This is a genomic window from Streptomyces sp. CA-142005 (genome assembly GCF_050942335.1).
GTDB lineage: Bacteria > Actinomycetota > Actinomycetes > Streptomycetales > Streptomycetaceae > Streptomyces.
The window spans coordinates 1,431,035-1,447,500 of sequence record NZ_CP192078.1 but is presented as its reverse complement, the minus strand read 5'-3'; the positions used below and the strand labels follow the sequence as shown (position 1 = coordinate 1,447,500).

Annotated in this window: 13 protein-coding genes; 7 read left to right on the top strand and 6 right to left on the bottom strand. The window is 72.1% G+C overall.

Annotated features, from left to right (window positions below):
• Positions 1 to 50 precede the first annotated feature (50 nt).
• Entirely contained in the window at positions 51 to 1,145 is a 1,095-nt protein-coding gene (locus ACQPXS_RS07120) for a chemotaxis protein (RefSeq protein WP_433448019.1), read from the bottom strand.
• A gap of 180 nt (positions 1,146 to 1,325) precedes the next feature.
• Here ACQPXS_RS07120 and ACQPXS_RS07115 point away from each other — a divergent pair, with 180 nt between their 5' ends.
• Both ACQPXS_RS07115 and asnB read left to right on the top strand, forming a co-directional pair.
• Positions 1,326 to 2,105 (top strand): alpha/beta fold hydrolase, encoded by a 780-nt coding sequence (locus tag ACQPXS_RS07115; protein WP_433448017.1) that lies wholly within the window; start codon positions 1,326 to 1,328, stop codon positions 2,103 to 2,105.
• A 233-nt stretch (positions 2,106 to 2,338) separates the two neighbouring features.
• Positions 2,339 to 4,180: an asparagine synthase (glutamine-hydrolyzing) gene (gene asnB / locus ACQPXS_RS07110; RefSeq protein WP_433448014.1), complete on the top strand. Its 1,842-nt coding sequence runs from the start codon at positions 2,339 to 2,341 to the stop codon at positions 4,178 to 4,180.
• Here asnB and ACQPXS_RS07105 read toward each other — a convergent pair.
• Together ACQPXS_RS07105 and ACQPXS_RS07100 are read right to left on the bottom strand one after the other, a co-directional pair.
• Complete coding sequence (locus ACQPXS_RS07105; protein WP_433448012.1) at positions 4,170 to 4,700, bottom strand: DUF4232 domain-containing protein; 531 nt, start codon at positions 4,698 to 4,700, stop codon at positions 4,170 to 4,172. The genes asnB and ACQPXS_RS07105 overlap by 11 nt on opposite strands.
• A 132-nt stretch (positions 4,701 to 4,832) precedes the next feature.
• A complete protein-coding gene (locus ACQPXS_RS07100; protein ID WP_433448010.1) occupies positions 4,833 to 6,431 on the bottom strand; it encodes an alpha/beta hydrolase in 1,599 nt (532 codons plus the stop codon).
• Between the two features lie 283 nt (positions 6,432 to 6,714).
• Between ACQPXS_RS07100 and ACQPXS_RS07095 the strand changes: the two genes are divergently transcribed.
• Positions 6,715 to 7,389: a chaplin family protein gene (locus tag ACQPXS_RS07095; RefSeq protein ID WP_433448008.1), complete on the top strand. Its 675-nt coding sequence runs from the start codon at positions 6,715 to 6,717 to the stop codon at positions 7,387 to 7,389.
• Positions 7,390 to 8,176: 787 nt separating this feature from the next.
• Complete coding sequence (locus ACQPXS_RS07090; RefSeq protein WP_433448006.1) at positions 8,177 to 9,031, top strand: GNAT family N-acetyltransferase; 855 nt, start codon at positions 8,177 to 8,179, stop codon at positions 9,029 to 9,031.
• 157 nt (positions 9,032 to 9,188) lie between these two features.
• Here the strand turns inward: ACQPXS_RS07090 and ACQPXS_RS07085 are convergent, their stop codons facing one another.
• Positions 9,189 to 10,442, bottom strand: coding sequence for an MFS transporter (locus tag ACQPXS_RS07085; protein ID WP_433448004.1), 1,254 nt, complete (start codon positions 10,440 to 10,442; stop codon positions 9,189 to 9,191).
• 58 nt (positions 10,443 to 10,500) lie between these two features.
• Here ACQPXS_RS07085 and ACQPXS_RS07080 point away from each other — a divergent pair, with 58 nt between their 5' ends.
• Together ACQPXS_RS07080 and ACQPXS_RS07075 are read left to right on the top strand one after the other, a co-directional pair.
• Positions 10,501 to 10,878: a MerR family transcriptional regulator gene (locus tag ACQPXS_RS07080; RefSeq protein ID WP_356306959.1), complete on the top strand. Its 378-nt coding sequence runs from the start codon at positions 10,501 to 10,503 to the stop codon at positions 10,876 to 10,878.
• Between the two features lie 41 nt (positions 10,879 to 10,919).
• Positions 10,920 to 11,696, top strand: coding sequence for a GNAT family N-acetyltransferase (locus ACQPXS_RS07075; protein ID WP_433448001.1), 777 nt, complete (start codon positions 10,920 to 10,922; stop codon positions 11,694 to 11,696).
• Between the two features lie 7 nt (positions 11,697 to 11,703).
• Here the strand turns inward: ACQPXS_RS07075 and ACQPXS_RS07070 are convergent, their stop codons facing one another.
• Positions 11,704 to 11,967: a GlsB/YeaQ/YmgE family stress response membrane protein gene (locus ACQPXS_RS07070; protein WP_433447999.1), complete on the bottom strand. Its 264-nt coding sequence runs from the start codon at positions 11,965 to 11,967 to the stop codon at positions 11,704 to 11,706.
• Positions 11,968 to 12,178: 211 nt separating this feature from the next.
• Between ACQPXS_RS07070 and ACQPXS_RS07065 the strand changes: the two genes are divergently transcribed.
• Entirely contained in the window at positions 12,179 to 13,621 is a 1,443-nt protein-coding gene (locus ACQPXS_RS07065) for a hydrolase (RefSeq protein WP_356306549.1), read from the top strand.
• 40 nt (positions 13,622 to 13,661) lie between these two features.
• Here the strand turns inward: ACQPXS_RS07065 and ACQPXS_RS07060 are convergent, their stop codons facing one another.
• Positions 13,662 to 16,385: a glycoside hydrolase family 2 protein gene (locus ACQPXS_RS07060; RefSeq protein WP_433447996.1), complete on the bottom strand. Its 2,724-nt coding sequence runs from the start codon at positions 16,383 to 16,385 to the stop codon at positions 13,662 to 13,664.
• Between the last annotated feature and the right edge of the window lie 81 nt (positions 16,386 to 16,466).

The window sequence follows — 16,466 nt, the reverse complement described above, 5'->3', positions numbered from 1 at the left end:
CGATCACGCCGTAGCGTACGCCGGGCAGGGAGCGCTGCCGGGGGAGCGTCTCAGTACCGCAGGACCCCGGCGATCCCGTCGGCGTCGCCCAGCGTGCCGTCGGGCACGAAGCGGACCTCGGCGCCGGTCTCCAGGCACTGCTCGACGATCTCGTCCACGATGTCCTCGCGGGCGTCCAGGTCGCCGGGTTCGGCCGGTACCAGATGCTCGCCCAGGTCACTGACGGTCGCCCGGAAGTTCTCCTCCACGGCGAGCAGCCGTACCCGGCCCTCCCGGGCGCTCTGCCACAGCTCGTCGAGACCGGCCGCGTAGGTCCGGTGCCCGCGGGCCGAGGTCAACTCCCGGACCACGGCCGTGGTGTCCTTGCGGGCCTCCTGCTCCAGCACCGGCCGCAGCGCCTGCCACACCGCCTCGGGACCGGCGTGCGCGAGCCCGCCGTGCGGCACGTGGACCGCGGCCTTGGCCACACTGCCGACCTCGTCCAGCAGGGACAGCGCCGCCTGCTCTCCGGTGACGTACAGCGGCCGGGGCTGTTCGCGCAGGACCGTGCTCATGGCGGTGTCGGCCTCGCGCAGGAACTGCCGGGTGCCCTCTTCGCGGAAGGCGCTCTTCAGATCGCCGACCTGCATCTGGCGCTCGGCGTCGAAGTTCTCCCGGCTGCGCTCCAGCGGGAAGCCGCCCGAGCGGTCCTGCACCACGCGGCCCTCGCCACCGCTCCACAGGGTGACGTGGTCCGCGGAGACCGACAGCACCCAGAAGGGGCGCTCGGCGGCCTGTGCGGCGACCAGGTTGCGGGTGAGGAAGGTGTCCGACAGCACCACCCGTTCGGGGACGGCGCGGGCCAGGGACCACACCTGGTGCTCGCCCGGGGCGGCGAAGATCACCAGGCCGTCCTCGGCGTGCGTCAGATCCACCTCGGCCAGCGCCCGGTCGAGCTGCGCCACGACGTCGTTGCGCCGCTCACGGGTGACGGCGGGATCGGACTCGAGGCGCCTGCGGGCCTCGGTGACCACATTGCGCAGCCGGACGGGATCCTGGCCGGACTGGGGTTCGCGGCGGTGCGTGGGGGTCAGCACGGACACCGCCGGGTACGGACGCGGTCGCCGCAGTTCGGCGAGGGTCGCGGGACTCAGTGCGTGCTCCATGACAGCACGATAGGTCGGATTCACAGGTACGGCATTCGGGGTAATCCGGACCCGAGGTCACCGTCGGTCTCCGGGGCGGACGGTCGCGGACTTCCTTGGCGCACAACGGTGACGCGGTGCCCCGCGGACGGTTACCGTACCGGCCAGTAACCGGACCGCAGCGCACCCAGGAGGCCTGACATGCCGCAGCTCGAAGTCGACGGAGCGGCCCTGACCTACGACGACGAGGGGCCCCGTGACGCACCCGAGGTGCCCCTGGTGTTCGTGCACGGCTGGACCGCGAACCGGCACCGCTGGGACCACCAGATCACGCACTTCTCCGAAAGACGCCGGGTGATCCGGCTGGACCTGCGCGGGCACGGGGAGAGCACCGGGTCCGGGGTGCGCACGATCGCGGAGCTGGCCCAGGACGTCCTGACCCTCCTCGATCACCTCCAGGTCGAACGGTTCGCGCTGGTCGGCCACTCGATGGGCGGGATGATCGCGCAGACCATCGCCCTGGCCCACCCCGAGCGGGTGGAGCGGATGGCGCTGGTGGGCTCCATCGGCCGGATGACGTACAGCCGTGGCCGGGGCCTGCTCATGGCCGCCTCGACCCTGGTGCCGTACCGGCTGTTCGTGGCCGCCAACATCCAGCGCGCCTTCGCGCCCGGCTTTCCGCGCGAGGAGATCCGCGCGCACATCCGCGCCTCCGCCGCGACCCCGCGGGAGGTCGTGATGACGCTGTACGGCGCGATGCGCGCCTTCGACGTCCTCGACCGGGCCGGGGAGATCCGCACGCCCACGCTGATGGTGCACGGCTACCACGACGTCCAGTTGCCGGTGCGGCAGATGCTGCGGATGGCCAAGGCCTACCCGGACGCGGTCGTCCGCATCCTCGACGCGGGCCATGAGCTGCCACTGGAGAGGCCGGCCGAGCTGACCGAGGCGCTCGACTCGTTTCTGGCCGTGAAGGAGTAACGCCCGAGCTGTTTGGCCAAGTTTTTGCCTGTGGCCGGTTCGCTGCCCGTCGGCCCGCAGTCCCCGCGATCCGGGGATTTCGCGAAGGCAAAACCCGGCCGAAACCAGGGGGAGTGTGGGGCAATCGTGTTACGGCCGCGTTGACCGCGTCGAACGCCTGACGGAGGCTCGTCATATAGGTGCTCGATACAACTGGTTGGCTCTTGATGCGAGCCGGAGGCAGGAGGCAGCGCATGTGCGGCATCACAGGATGGGTCTCTTTCGACCGCGACCTGACCGCCGAGGCCACCACATTGCATGCGATGACCGAGACGATGGCCTGCCGCGGCCCGGACGACCGCGGCACCTGGGCCGAGGGCCCGGCCGCCCTGGGCCATCGCCGGCTCGCGATCATCGACCTCCCCGGCGGCCGTCAGCCGATGTCGGTGGCGACCCCCGAGGGAACGGTCGCCATGGTGTATTCCGGGGAGGCCTACAACTTCACCGAGCTGCGCCGCGAACTGGAAGGCCGCGGCCACCGGTTCACCACCGACTCCGACACCGAGGTCGTGCTGCACGGCTACCTCGAATGGGGTGACGCGGTCGCCGAACGGCTCAACGGGATGTACGCGTTCGCGGTCTGGGACGGCCGCCACGACAAGCTCGTGATGATCCGCGACCGCATGGGCATCAAGCCGTTCTACTACCACCCCACCTCCGACGGCGTCCTGTTCGGCTCGGAGCCCAAGGCGATCCTCGCCAACCCGCTGGCCCGCCGCCGGGTGACCCTGGACGGGCTGCGGGAACTGTTCGTCATGGTCAAGACGCCCGGACACGCGATCTGGGACGGCATGCACGAGGTGCAACCCGGCACGGTCGTCACCGTCGACCGCTCCGGCCTGTCCACCCGCGTCTACTGGCAGCTGAAGACCCGTCCGCACACCGACGACCGCGACACCACCATCGCGACCGTGCGCTCGCTGCTCGACGACATCGTGCGCCGCCAGCTGGTCGCGGACGTCCCGCGCTGCACCCTGCTCTCCGGCGGCCTCGACTCCTCCGCGATGACCGCGATCGCCGCCCGGCAACTCGCCCGGCAGGGCGAGAAGGTGCGCAGCTTCGCCGTCGACTTCGTCGGCCAGACCGACAACTTCGTCGCCGACGAACTGCGCGGCACCCCCGACACGCCCTTCGTGCACGACGTGGCCCGGCTCGCGGGCACCGACCACCAGGACATTGTCCTCGACGCGCAGTCCCTCGCCGACCCCGCCGTGCGCGAGCAGGTGATCCGCGCCCGCGATCTGCCCGCCGGCTTCGGCGACATGGACACCTCGCTGCTGCTGCTCTTCCGCGCCATCCGCGAGAAGTCCACGGTGGCCCTGTCCGGCGAGTCCGCCGACGAAGTCTTCGGCGGCTATCTGCAGTTCTTCGACGAGGAGGCGCGCCGCGCCGACACCTTCCCGTGGCTGACGACCATGGGGCGCCACTTCGGCGACGACGCCGACGTGCTGCGCGCCGACCTCACCAAGTCCCTGGACCTGGAGAGTTACGTCGCCGACGGCTACCGCGCCGCCGTCGCCGGCATCGAACGGCTCGACGGCGAGAGCGACTTCGAGTACCGGATGCGGCGGATGAGCCATCTGCACCTGACCCGCTTCGTGCGCGCCCTGCTCGACCGCAAGGACCGCATGAGCATGGCCGTCGGCCTGGAGGTCCGGGTGCCGTTCTGCGACCACCGGCTGGTCGAGTACGTCTACAACGCCCCGTGGGCGCTGAAGTCCTTCGACGGCCGGGAGAAGAGCCTGCTGCGGGAGGCGGCGGCGGACGTCCTGCCGCGCTCGGTGTACGAGCGGGTCAAGAGCCCGTACCCGTCCACGCAGGACCCGCGGTACGCCCGCGCCCTCCAGGAGCAGGCGAAGGAGCTGCTCTCCCGGCCCTCGCACCAGGTCTTCGACCTCGTCGACCGCGACCGGCTCCGCCGGGCCGCCGAGCGCGAGGCACCGGTCAGCACCCAGGCGGCCCGGCGCGGCCTGGAACGCGCCCTGGACCTCGCGCGGTGGCTGGAGGTCTACGCGCCGGAGGTGATCACCGGCTGAGGCCGATGGCCCGGTCCGCGGCCGCCCGCGTGGGCTGCCACCACGTCGTCACCGGCTCCCACACCAGGACGTGCCTGCCGGTGCCGAGCCGCGCGGCGGTGAAGGAGCGCCCCCAGTGGGCGGCCGAGGCGGCCACGGTCACGGTGTCCACCCGGCGGGCCTCGGGGTCCGCCGGGTCGCCGATGGTGCGGACGTCGGCGTAGGCGGTCTGGCCGGGCGCGAGCCGGTAGGTGCCGGTGCCGCCCTCGGGCGTCGGCAGCGCGGCGCCGTCGAGGTCCCCGAAGGTCACCGTGGGCACCCGGTCGACGACGCACGCCCCGGCGCCGCGGTGGGTGACACCGACCCGCAGCACGGTCGGATCGCCGGGCACGGCCTTCGCCCGCACCGTCAGCGACTTCTCGGCGCAGCGGACGGGCCGGGCCTGGTCCGCCGTGGCGGCCTGGCCCTGCTGCGCGGTCAGCAGCAGACAGGCCACGGCGGCCGAGGCGGCCGGTACGGCGATGGCGGCGCGGATGCGCATGATGGTGTCCCCTCTGTCGTGGTCGGGTACGGGGTGCGGAGGCCGGAGCGCGCTCCGCCCGGTGTGACGACCGGGTGGGCCGAGAGGTTGTGCCGGATTCGCGGCTGTTACGCGCTTGCGCCGCGACTGTCATCAGTTGGTGGAGTTCGTGGTGGCGCTCCAGTCGTTGCCGTCGGCCGGGCAGGAGCTGCCGCTCGGGGGCAGGGAGCCGTAGAGCAGGAAGTCGTCGATCTTGCGGTGCACGCACTTGGAGGAGGTGTAGCCGGTGTGGCCGTCGCCCTTGTTGTCGAGCACCACCGCCGACGAACCGAGCCGTGCGGCCGTCTCCACCGTCCACCGGTACGGCGTCGCCGGGTCGCCGCGCGTGCCCACCAGCAGCATCCTCGCCGAGTCGACGTTCTTCACCCGGTCCCGGATGAAGGCCGTGCCCTTGGGTCGGCCGTAGCACATGAGCAGCTGGGTCAGGCGGTAGCGGCCGAAGACCGGCGAGGCCCGGTCGTACTCGGCCCGCAGTCGCTTCAGATCCTTGGTGACCTGCGCCGCGCCGGGCCGGTCGGGGTCGTCGGCGCAGTTGATCGCCATCAGCGCGGCCTCGAGGTTGTCCACCGGCACGTCCTGCGGATCGACCAGACCGCCGTTCTTGTGGTGTTCGCCGCGGGGCAGACCCGAGCCCCCGGTGGCGAAGCTCAGGATCCGCCGTGTGTCGCCGTCCTCGACCAGTGAGGCCAGGGCGCGCTCCAGGGAGGGCCACAGCTGCTTGCTGTAGAGCCCCTGCCCGATGGCGCCGACCAGGTCCTGCCCGGAGAAGGAGCCGCCGAAGTCCGTCGGGACCGGGTTCTGGTCGAGCGAGCGCACGATCCGGAGCACCTGGTCCCCGGCCGCACGCCGGTCCTGCCCGAACGGACAGGCGACGTCCGTCGTACACCAGTCCAGGAAATCGTCCAGCGCGGTCTGCTGTCCCTGGGCGCCGGCCACCCCCTGTTCGGCCAGCGACTCGGTCAGGGTGTCCACGCCGTCGAGGGCGATCCGGCCGACCTTGTGCGGGAACTGCGCCGCGTACACCGCGCCGAGCCGTGTTCCATAGGAGAAGCCGAGGTAGTTGAGCTTCTTGTCGCCGAGGGCCTGGCGGATGATGTCCAGGTCGCGGGAGGCGTTCACGGTGCCTATGTGGGGCAGCACCGGCCCGGAGCTGCGCGCGCACTCGTCGGCGGCCTCGCGCAGCTTGGCGAGGAGCGCCTGCGGATGGGCGAGGCCGGACTCGTCGTCCATCGCGGTGGAGGCCTCGTCGCTGCCCTCGCCGCAGCTGACGGGGGAGGAGCGGCCGACGCCGCGCGGGTCGAAGCCGACCACGTCGTAGCCGTTGGTGAGGTCCATGAACTGCTTGCCGTCGGCGGCGAGTGCGGGGATGCCCGCGGCGCCGGGGCCGCCGAAGTTCAGCAGCACCGAGCCCCGCTTCTTCCCGGTGGCCTGGTAGCGGGCGAGGGCCACGTCGAGCGTGCCCGCGCGGGGCCGGGCGTAGTCGAGCGGGACGGTGACCTTTCCGCACTGGAGGTCCTTCGGCATGTCCGGGCCCTTGCAGGCCGCCCAGGTCACCTTCTGCCGGTAGAAGCGGGCCAGGTCGGGCTGCGGCCGGCCGGTCGCGGGCAGCCCGGCGCCGAGCAGCGCCAGGGCGAGGGCTCCGGTACCCGCACAGCGCCGCACGGCGGGCCGTGTGGACAGCTTGACCAGCATCGACAGCCTCCCGGGACGCCTGTCGCGGGCCGGCGGGCGGCGCCCTCGGATCACCATAAGCGGGCCCCGGACGGCCCGCCTCCCGGCGGGCAGGCCGGCGCCCGGTGCCGTATCCTGCGCATCCTTTTCGCCCGTCATCGATCATTCGGCGTCTTTACAGGGAGTTCGATAACACTGTCGCTCGACGGGGTGAAAGGTCGATAAGCCATAACTCGGATGGTGCACCTGCGTTTTACGGGGTGCGGGTGAGTGCCCGCGACGAAGTCTGGAAGGCAGGGAACCTATGAGACGGGCTACCCGTAACGGTGTGATCGCGGTCGTCACCGCCTCCGGAGCGATGGCCGTGGCGCTGCCGGTGTCCGCCGCCTTCGCCGCCGACGGTGCCACCGCAGACGGCTCCGCGGCCGGCTCGCCCGGGCTGATCTCCGGCAACGGCATCCAGCTCCCGGTGCATGTGCCGGTGAACGTGTGCGGCAACACCGTGAACGTGGTGGGGCTGCTCAACCCTGCCGCCGGCAACGCGTGCGCGAACGGCACGCACGACGGCGCCGGAACGGGCGGGTCGGCGACGTCCGGCGGCGCCTATGCCCACGGCGGCGCGAAGGACTCGCCCGGCGTGCTCTCCGGCAACGGCGTGCAGCTCCCCGTCGACCTGCCGGTGAACGTCAGCGGCAACAGCGTCAACGTGGTCGGGGTGGGCAACCCGGCCGAGGGCAACCGGTCGGTCAACGGCCCCGGCGACCAGCCCCGCACCCCGCACAACCCGGCCCCGAAGCCCACGGCCCCCACCAGACACCAGCCCCTCCCGTACACACCGAGCCTGGTGGCCCAGCCGACGACGCCCGTACTGGCCCACACCGGTACGGACGTCACCGTGCCCGCCATCGCCGGCAGCGCCGCGCTCCTGCTCACGGGTACGGTCCTCTACCGCCGCTGCCGCCCGGTGCGCACCCACTGACCCCCTCCCCCTCCCAAAGCCCCACCGGACGCCGGCCCGGTGGGGCTTGGTCTGTCCGACGGATCACGCCACCGTCGGGCAGCGGCCGATCAGTCGGGGAAGGGCGGCCGACCGCCAGGCGCACTACGCCCGGTGCCCGGCGCCCGCCGATCTCGGCGTGGAGCCCGCGCGGCCGTCGCCGCCTCGCCACCGCCCGGAGCGAGAAGCGGCGAACGACACTCGTCCCCCCGGCCCACGAGCCAGAAGCCGCCGTCGGGACCGGCGATGCCCGTCGGTGGGGTGCCGGGCGTGGGGGACGGGGAAGTGGGCGGCGGCGCCGCCGACACCGATGCGTCCGAGCCGTCCCGGCCGTGTGAACCAGGCTGTCGAGTGATCGTGGGTCCGGCATGGATCCCAGAGTGACCTTGCCCGTCCGGCTGAGGCGCCAGGCCCAGATGTCCGTCGTAGACCTGAGCGCGCCGTCGGGACCGGCGATGCCCGTCGGTGGGGGTGCCGGGCGTGGGGGGACAGGGAAGCGGGCGGCGGCGGCGCCGACGCCGATGGGTCCCAGCCCTCCCGGCCGTGTGAACCAGAGGGCGCCGTAGGGGACGGCGATGATGCTGTCGAGCGATCGTGCGTCCGGCATGGATCCCAGAGTGGGCCTGCCCGTCGGGGTGAGGCGCCCGGCCCAGGGCGTCCGTGTCGTCCGGGCCGCGCACGCAACGGCCGATCTCCCCATGGTGCGGCCCCCGTTGATCCGGAAGGATGCGGCACGGCAGTCCGGTCCCGACTGAAATGGAGCGCATCGATGACCTCTGCGGCCCCCCACGACCTCGTCGTCACCCAGGCCACTCTCGCCGACTGGCCGGTGATCGCCGGATGGGCGGCGGCGGAGGGCTGGAATCCCGGACTGTCCGACGGGCCCGCCTTCTTCGCGCAGGATCCCGACGGGTTCTTCCTCGGTCGTCTCGACGGGGAGCCGGTGTCGGCCATCTCCGTGGTGAACTACGGCGCGGAGTACGCTTTCCTGGGCTGCTACCTGGTCCGGCCCGACCTGCGCGGCCAGGGCCACGGCCTCACCACCTGGAAGACCGCCCTCGCCCACGTCGGCAACCGCACCGTCGGCCTGGACGGGGTCGTCGCCCAGCAGGACAACTACCGCCAGTCCGGGTTCGAACTCGCCTACCGCACCATCCGGTTCACCGGTACGGCACCGCGGCGCGAGACGCCCGCGGGCGTCCGGCCGGCCGGGCCCGCCGACCTCGCCGCGATCACCGCCTACGACAGCGCCTGCTACCCGGCCGACCGTCCGCGCTTCCTCGCCGAGTGGCTCACCGGCCCCGGGCACCGGGCCTTCGTCCGCCACGACGGCGCCCGCCTCACCGGCTACGGCGTGATCCGCCCCGGCCACGACACCCTGCGCATCGGCCCCCTGTTCGCGGACACCGCCGACGACGCCCGCGCCCTGTTCGCCGCCCTTACGGCCGACGCCGCAGGACGCGAGGTCGCCATCGACGTGCCCGAGCCGAACGCGGCCGGTGTCGCGCTCGCCGAAGAGGCCGGACTCCAGGCCTCGTTCGAGACCGCCCGCATGTACACCGGACCGGTCCGCGGACACGCCCGGCACCGGGTGTTCGGCGTCACCACGCTCGAACTCGGCTGATGCTCAGGGGCGTTGGGTGCGGTCTCCGCCCTTCGCCCGGTTGCGGTCCTCGGCCCGGCACCCGGCCGTCCCCGGCCACCAGCACCGACCGAACGGCTCGTCACCGACCTCGAGCGCGTCGACCGCCGGCTCCACACAGCGGCGCAGGTACCGCAACTCACCGTCCCTCGCCATCGGCCACCGACACCGGCTCGCCCGGCACCTTCGCCTCCGGGGCAAGGGCGTGCCGCACGCGCGGGAAGGCGTGGCGCCGGGCCGCCGCGACGATCGTGAGCGCCAGCACGGCCGGCGCCAGGGCGGTCCAGGGCAGGGCTCCGGGGCCCAGCGCATCCAGCGCCACGCCGCCGGTCAGCGAACCGGCGGCGATGCCCGCGTTGTACACGGTCGTCTGCAAGGAGGTCGCGGCATCGGCCTCGGCCGGCCCGGAGGCGTCGACCAGCGCGGTCTGGATCAGCGTCGGCGCCCCGCCGAAGGCCACGCCCCACAGCGCCACCGCGCCGACCAGCAGCGCGTGCGCCCGCGCGCCCGCGCCGAGCGTCAGCAGTACGCCGGTGAACAGGGCCAGCGCCGCGAGCAGCGTGGGGCGCGGATGCCGGTCGATCAGGATCCCGGTGACCCAGATCCCGGCCACCGTGGCCGTCCCGAACACCGCAAGCAGCAGGCCCGTACGGCCGTACCCGGCGTGCCCCGCGAACGGGGCGAGGTAGGTGTACACGACCTGGTGGCCCAGCAGCAGGAACAGGGTCACCGACAGCACCGGGCGGATGCCGGGGCGCAGCGCGACCCTGGCGAGCGGCACGCGCGCGTGCGCCGGTTCGCCGGGGAAACCGGGCACCCGCAGCCGTATCCACCCCACGAGCAGTACGGCGAGCACGGACAGCATGCCGAAGGCGGCCCGCCAGCCCACCGCACCGGCCAGCGCGGTACCGGCGGGCACCCCGAGCGACAGGGCCAGGGTGATGCCGGCCAGCGCGATCGCGATGGCCCGCCCGCGCCGCCCGGCCGGCACCATCCGGGCCGCACAGCCGGCCAGCATCGCCCACAGGGTGCCGCCCATCGCGCCCGCCAGCAGCCGGGCCGCGAAGGTGAGCGGGTACGACGACGACAGCGCGACCAGCGCGTTGCTGACGGCGAAGCCCAGCAGGGCGCCGCACAGCACCGGCCGCCGCGGCAGCCCGCGCAGGGCGGCGGTGAGCGGGACGGCGGCCAGGAAGGAGGCCGCCGCGTACGCGGTGACCAGGAAACCGATCCGGGACTCGGTGACGTCCAGCGGGCGCGCCATCGCGGGCAGCGTGCCGGCCGGCAGGAGTTCCGTGAGGACCGCGGTGAACGCGGCACAGGACAGGGCCAGCAGCCCCGACCACGGCAGCGGACCAGCCTTGACCTGGGAAGACGTGGAGGACAGGGTCATGGGACCATGGTCGGAGTCTGACATCAGTGTGAAGGTCAAGCGGACGTGGGAGGCGGCCATGCGGATCGGTGAACTGTCGCGCCGCACGGGCGTACCGGCCCGGCTGCTGCGCTACTACGAGGAACAGGACCTCCTCCATCCCGGGCGCGGCGACAACGGCTACCGCAGGTATCCCGAGTCCGCGGTCGCCGAGGTCCAGCAGATCCGCGGCCTGCTGGACTCCGGTCTGACCACCGAGATGATCCGGGCGATCCTGCCGTACCTCTCGGGACCGGGCGAGCTGCACCCGCCGGCCGCGTGCGTGACCCCGGAGACGGCCGCCCTGCTCCAGGGGCACATCGACCGCATCCAGTCGCGCATCGACTGCCTGGCCCGCAACCGCGACCGGCTCAGCGCCTACCTGGCCGCCGTACGCCCGGAGGCGGGTGCGGAGTAATCCCGTTGCCCCGGGCCGGTCCGGCATGATCGAGTCGGGGCATGGATCACTCGGCGGTGCTCGCCCTCTTCGACCGTGACCTGCGTGAGAACGCGGCTCCCGACGGACCCGGTGCCCGGATCGAGCGGTCCGGCGCGGTGGTGCGTCAGATCGCGGACGCGCAGGGGTGGAACGGCGTGCTCTGGTCCCGTCTGGACGCGGCGGGCGCGGACCGGGCGATCCACGACCAGGTCGCGTACTTCACCGGCCTCGGCCGCGACTTCGAGTGGAAGCTCTACGGCCACGACCGGCCGCACGACCTCGGCGCCCGGCTCGTCGCCGCCGGATTCCGGGCCGAGCCCGAGGAGACGTTGATGATCGGCGAGACCGGCCGGCTCGCCGTGGACGCCGAACCTCCCGAGGGCGTCCGCCTCGTGCAGGCCACCGACCCGGCCGGCGTCGACCTCGTCGTGGACGTCCACGAGAAGGCCTTCGGCACCGACGGCGGCCGGCTGCGGCACCGGCTGCTGGCCCGCCTGGCCGCCGACCCCGGTACGGTCGTCGCCGTGGTCGCGCTCGCCGGGGACGAACCCGTGAGCGCCGCCCGGATGGAGCTGGTGTCCGGCACCCGGTTCGCCGGGCTGTGGGGCGGCGGCACCGTCGAGGCCTGGCGGGGCCGGGGCGTCTACCGCGCCCTCGTCGCCCACCGCGCCCGCGTCGCCGCCGCCCGCGGCTACCGCTACCTCCAGGTCGACGCCTCACCCATGAGCCGCCCGATCCTCGAACGCCTCGGCTTCCACGCGTTGAGCACCACCACCCCTTACCTCTACGGCGGCTGACCCCGCGTCAGCGACGGACGCGGGACCGGTCCAGCGCCGCGATCCCGACCGCGGCCAGGGCGACCTGGATGAACCACTCGATCCAGTCGGGACCCTTGGTGTCCGCGACCCCGAACCCCGCGGCGATCGCCGAGCCCAGCAGTGCGGCCACGATGCCGACGACGATGGTCCACAGGACGCCGATGTGCTGTCGCCCGGGGACGACCAGGCGCCCCAGGACGCCGATGACGAGGCCGATGACGATGGCGCTGATGATGCCCGAGATCTCCATGTCCACCCCTTTTGGTATTGCCTCCCGCTAAGCATGTGCCCGCTGTAAGCGGAGGCACTCCGCTCCGGTTATTGCCGGGACTTTCTGTTCACCCGGCTTTCATGCCATGTACCTTTCAACCACTCGACGCGTGTAGAACCCTCAAGCGGGCTCTACGCGCGCAGACTTGGCGCCGCACCGCCTCTCCCCACCCCTCATGGAGGTTCGCCGGATGCTTGGATCCAGGAGATCCCGCCGCAGACTCACCACCGCCCTGGCCGGTTTCGGGCTGCTCCTCACCGGAGCCGCCGTCCAGGTCGGCAGCGGCACCGCCGCCCACGCGGCGACCACGCACCGCATCCTGTTCGACAACGCGCACGCCGAGACGGCCGGCAACGCCGACTGGATCATCTCCACCAGCCAGCCCGACCCGCTCGGTCAGGACTCCTCCCCGTCGGCCGAGACGGACTGGACCGGCGCCCTGTCCTCCTGGGGCGTGGCGCTGCAGAAGACCGGGAGCTACAGCCTGAAGACACTGCCGTCGGGCTCCAGCCTCAGCTACGGCGGCTCGTCCTCGACCGACCTGTCGAACTTCGACACGCTGGTCCTGCCGGAACCCAACACGCTGTTCACCAGCGCCGAGAAGACGGCGATCATGAACTTCGTGAAGAACGGCGGCGGGCTGTTCATGGTCTCCGACCACACCGGAGCCGACCGCAACAACGACGGCAACGACGCGGTCAAGATCCTCAACGACCTGATGACGAACAACAGCGTCGACTCCACCGACCCGTTCGGCTTCTCGATCGATTCGCTGAACATCGGCTCCGACCACCCGGCCGCGATCAGCGACAGCACCGACCCGGTGCTGCACGGCTCCTTCGGCACGGTCACCAAGAGCCTCATCGCGAACGGCACCACCGCCACGCTCAAACCGTCGGACAACCCGAACGTCAAAGGCCTGCTGTACCGCACCGGTTACTCCGGCAACACCGGCGCCTTCTTCCTCACCAGCACCTTCGGCAGCGGCCGCGTCGCCTTCTGGGGCGACAGCTCGCCGATCGACGACGGCACCGGCCAGTCCGGCAACACCCTCTACGACGGCTGGAACGACTCCAGCGCCACCGACGCCGCCCTCGCCCTCAACGCCACCGCCTGGCTGGCGGGCTCGGGCACCAGCGGCGGCGGAGGCGGCGGCACCTGCACCGCCGCCCAGCTGCTCGGCAACAACGGCTTCGAGTCCGGCAATACCACCTGGAGCGCGTCCAGCGGGGTCATCACCAACGCGACCGGTGAACCGGCTCACTCGGGCTCGTACTACGCCTGGCTCGACGGCTACGGCACCGCCACCACCGACACCCTGTCCCAGTCGGTGACCATCCCGTCCGGCTGCTCGACGGCGACGCTCAGCTTCTATCTGCACATCGACACGGCCGAGACCTCGACCAGCACGGCCTACGACACCCTCAAGGTCCAGGTCCTGGGCAGCTCGGGCACGGTCCTCGGCACCCTGGCGACGTACTCGAACCTCAACGCCGCCTCCGGTTACACCCAGCGCAGCTTCAACCTCAGCAGCTACGCCGGGCAGACCGTCACGCTGAAGTTCACCGGCACAGAGGGCTCCCAGTACCAGACGTCGTTCGTCGTGGACGACACCGCGCTCAACGTCGGCTGAACCGCCCGGGGGTGGGCCGAACCGGTCCACCCCCGCTGTGTCAGGCCGCCGGCACCGTCCGCTCCGGGGTGTTCCAGCCGGAGATCCGCACCCCCGGCGCCGAGCCGTGCAGATCGGCCGTCCGGCAGGTGGCGGTCAGCGTCACCGACTCGCCCGGCCACAGGCTCACCTCGTTGTCCGACCAGCGCACGGGCAGCACCGGCTTGCCCCGTGCGTCCACGAGGTGGACGTCCGTCAGCAGAGCCGGGGTCTTCCCGCTCCCGGTGTTCCGCAGGGTCACCGTCGTGGTGGACGTGCCGTCCGACGACTCCGTGGCCGCCGTCGCGGACACCGGCACCCGCGCCATCGAGGCGAGCCCCTTGAGATCGGCGTAAGTCGTCGTCGGCGTGTAGTACCAGGTCGTGCCGGACCAGTCGAGGGTGTCGGGCCGGGTGGACAGCCAGTACACGTTCCGGCTCACCTCCTTGCCGTCCGCGCCCGTCAGGACCAGGCGGAGCAGATACGTCGACGACGACAGCCCGCCCACCGAGGACGGCAGGGTGAGGGCGGTGCCGTGCGCCCCGTCGCCGCTCACCGTCAGCCCGCCGACCTTCTTGTCGTACCTCTGCGTGCCGTCGGGGTCGAACAGCGTGGCCCGCGCGGTGAGTCCGGTCGCGGAGCCGTGGAGGTGGTTGACGACCACGACCGACCGGTCGTCGTACGAGTACTGGATGTGCAGCGGCTCGCCGGCCTTCTTCGCGCCGAAGTAGGCCCCGCCCTGATCCAGGTAGCGGTCCATCAGCTGCCAGTGCAGGGATGTCCAGCCGCTGTCGAACATCCAGTGGATCACTCCGGTCGAGGGCTTGGCGGAGTCCGTGGCGTTGCGCTGGTACGCCTCGAACTGGGCGCGGACGTTCTCGTACTGGGCCAGCTGGGCCCTGCGTACATAGTCGGCGAGGCTCTTCGGGGCGCCGTAGCGGCCGGTGAGTGCGGCGTCGTAGATCTTGAGCGTGCCGAAGACCGAGGACGGCGAGCGGTGGTACTGCCTTGCGTCAGGGTCCTTCCAGAGGGTGTCCAGCTCGGCCGGGCTCAGCATGCGGCGCAGGGTGTCGAGGGTGGGGATGGCGGGGCCCGCGCTGGTCTCGGAGTTGAAGCCGGTGGCCCCGCCCTCGCGCTTGGCGTACCAGTAGCCGGGCGGCACCCAGTCGTACGGCCCGGTCATCTTCATGCCAGAACTGCCCAGCTGAGGCGAGGAGTTGTCGGAGGCGGCGGAGACCACCGGGTCGGGCCAGTCGGCGGCCTGCAGGGCGTCCAGGTAGGTCTTCTCGATCCTCGCGTCGGGTGCGAAGTCGCTGCCGATCAGGAAGGAGACCACGCTCGGGTGGTCGCGCAGCCGGGCGGCCTCGGCGGCCATGGACGCCCGCGCCACCGGATAGTCGGCCTCGGTCCACGGCTCGCCGGTCTCGCTCCCGTTGACCTGGCCTTCCCACTTGTCGCAGCACTCCCAGCCCGGCAGCGTGAGGATGCCGTAGCGGTCGGCCAGGTCGAAGAACTCGTCCGGCTCCAGGTGCCCTTCCAGCCGGATCGTGTTCAGGCCCAGGTCGAGGGCGTACTTCAGCCGGTCCTCGACGTAGGTGGTGTCCCAGCGCAGGAACTCGTCCGGTGACCAGCCGCCGCCCTTGATCAGCAGCCGGCGGCCGTTGATCCGGTACTGGCGTGCGCCGTCCGCGTTCAGCGGCGCCTGGACGTCACGGACGCCGAAGCTCTCGTGCGCGGTGTCCGAGGTGGTTCCGGCCACGGACGCGGTGAGGTCGAGGTCGTACAGCGGCTGTCCGCCCATCCCGGCCGGCCACCACACCTTCGGCGAGGTGAGACGCAGGCCCGGGGTGTCGGCGGGGGAGAAGGCGACGGTCCTCGTCTCATGGGCGGCGAGCGGAACCCGCCGGGTGAACGTGGTCGCGCCGATGCGTCCGGTGACCTCGGCGGTGACGGCGGAGCCGGTGTCGTTGCGGACCCGCGCCTTCACCGTCAGGTCGGCGGAGGCGAGCGACGGCACGGCGAGCCTGGTGACCACGTGTGCGTCACGGAGCGCCACCGGGCCGCCCCGGCGCACCAGGACGTCCCGGACGATCCCCATGTTCCGGTCGGGCGGCGGCTGGAGCCAGTCGATCCAGCCCATGGTGAGGTCCTTGTCCGGATCGTTGGGCCGGATGCGGAAGGCGACCGTGTTGGTGCCGGACCTGACCAGCGAGGTGATGTCCCGCTCGTGGTGCGTGTAAGCGCCGGTGACGTCCGCGGCTTTCGCCACCTGGTGGCCGTTCACATAGACGTCCGCCGCCGAGATCACCCCGCTGAAGTCGAGGAAGGTGCGCTGCGCGGTGTCCGAGACGGTGAAGTCCGAGCGGTACCACCAGGGCACCTGGAAGTCGGCCCTGGGGACCTTCTGCTGGTTGGTGGAGTAGAAGGGGTCGGCGTACACGCCGTCGTCGAGCAGCGCGGCCAGGACGGTGGAGCGCGGGCCCGCCGGATACCACCCCGTCGCCGGATAGCCCGGGGAGGAGATGGCGGCCGGCGAGTCGCCCACCTTCGCCGAGGACTGGATGGCGTACCCGGCGAGCGGTGTGCCGGCGCCGGCCGCGGAGGGGACCAGGGTGGTCCGGACGGGCCCGTGCGGTGGTGCCGGTTGCCGGGCGCCGGTCCAGGCGCCGCCGGTGAGGGAGCCGAGCAGGCCGAGGACCAGCGCGGGGACGGCGTACCGGCGTCCGAGGGCGGGGCGAGGGAACATGGGGGCTCCGGGTTCGTAAAGTTAGGAAACTTTACTAACCTGGTTCAAGCTAGGGGGCCTCGCGGGCCGTGTCAACGAGCG

Coding starts and splice junctions, on each gene's coding strand:
- ACQPXS_RS07100 (WP_433448010.1), bottom strand. CDS start 6,431: ATGCTGGTCAAGCTGTCCACACGGCCCGCCGTGCGGCGCTGTGCGGGT.
- ACQPXS_RS07120 (WP_433448019.1), bottom strand. CDS start 1,145: ATGGAGCACGCACTGAGTCCCGCGACCCTCGCCGAACTGCGGCGACCG.
- ACQPXS_RS07070 (WP_433447999.1), bottom strand. CDS start 11,967: ATGGAGATCTCGGGCATCATCAGCGCCATCGTCATCGGCCTCGTCATC.
- ACQPXS_RS07075 (WP_433448001.1), top strand. CDS start 10,920: ATGGATCACTCGGCGGTGCTCGCCCTCTTCGACCGTGACCTGCGTGAG.
- ACQPXS_RS07065 (WP_356306549.1), top strand. CDS start 12,179: ATGCTTGGATCCAGGAGATCCCGCCGCAGACTCACCACCGCCCTGGCC.
- ACQPXS_RS07095 (WP_433448008.1), top strand. CDS start 6,715: ATGAGACGGGCTACCCGTAACGGTGTGATCGCGGTCGTCACCGCCTCC.
- ACQPXS_RS07090 (WP_433448006.1), top strand. CDS start 8,177: ATGACCTCTGCGGCCCCCCACGACCTCGTCGTCACCCAGGCCACTCTC.
- ACQPXS_RS07115 (WP_433448017.1), top strand. CDS start 1,326: ATGCCGCAGCTCGAAGTCGACGGAGCGGCCCTGACCTACGACGACGAG.
- ACQPXS_RS07080 (WP_356306959.1), top strand. CDS start 10,501: ATGCGGATCGGTGAACTGTCGCGCCGCACGGGCGTACCGGCCCGGCTG.
- asnB (WP_433448014.1), top strand. CDS start 2,339: ATGTGCGGCATCACAGGATGGGTCTCTTTCGACCGCGACCTGACCGCC.
- ACQPXS_RS07085 (WP_433448004.1), bottom strand. CDS start 10,442: ATGACCCTGTCCTCCACGTCTTCCCAGGTCAAGGCTGGTCCGCTGCCG.
- ACQPXS_RS07105 (WP_433448012.1), bottom strand. CDS start 4,700: ATGCGCATCCGCGCCGCCATCGCCGTACCGGCCGCCTCGGCCGCCGTG.
- ACQPXS_RS07060 (WP_433447996.1), bottom strand. CDS start 16,385: ATGTTCCCTCGCCCCGCCCTCGGACGCCGGTACGCCGTCCCCGCGCTG.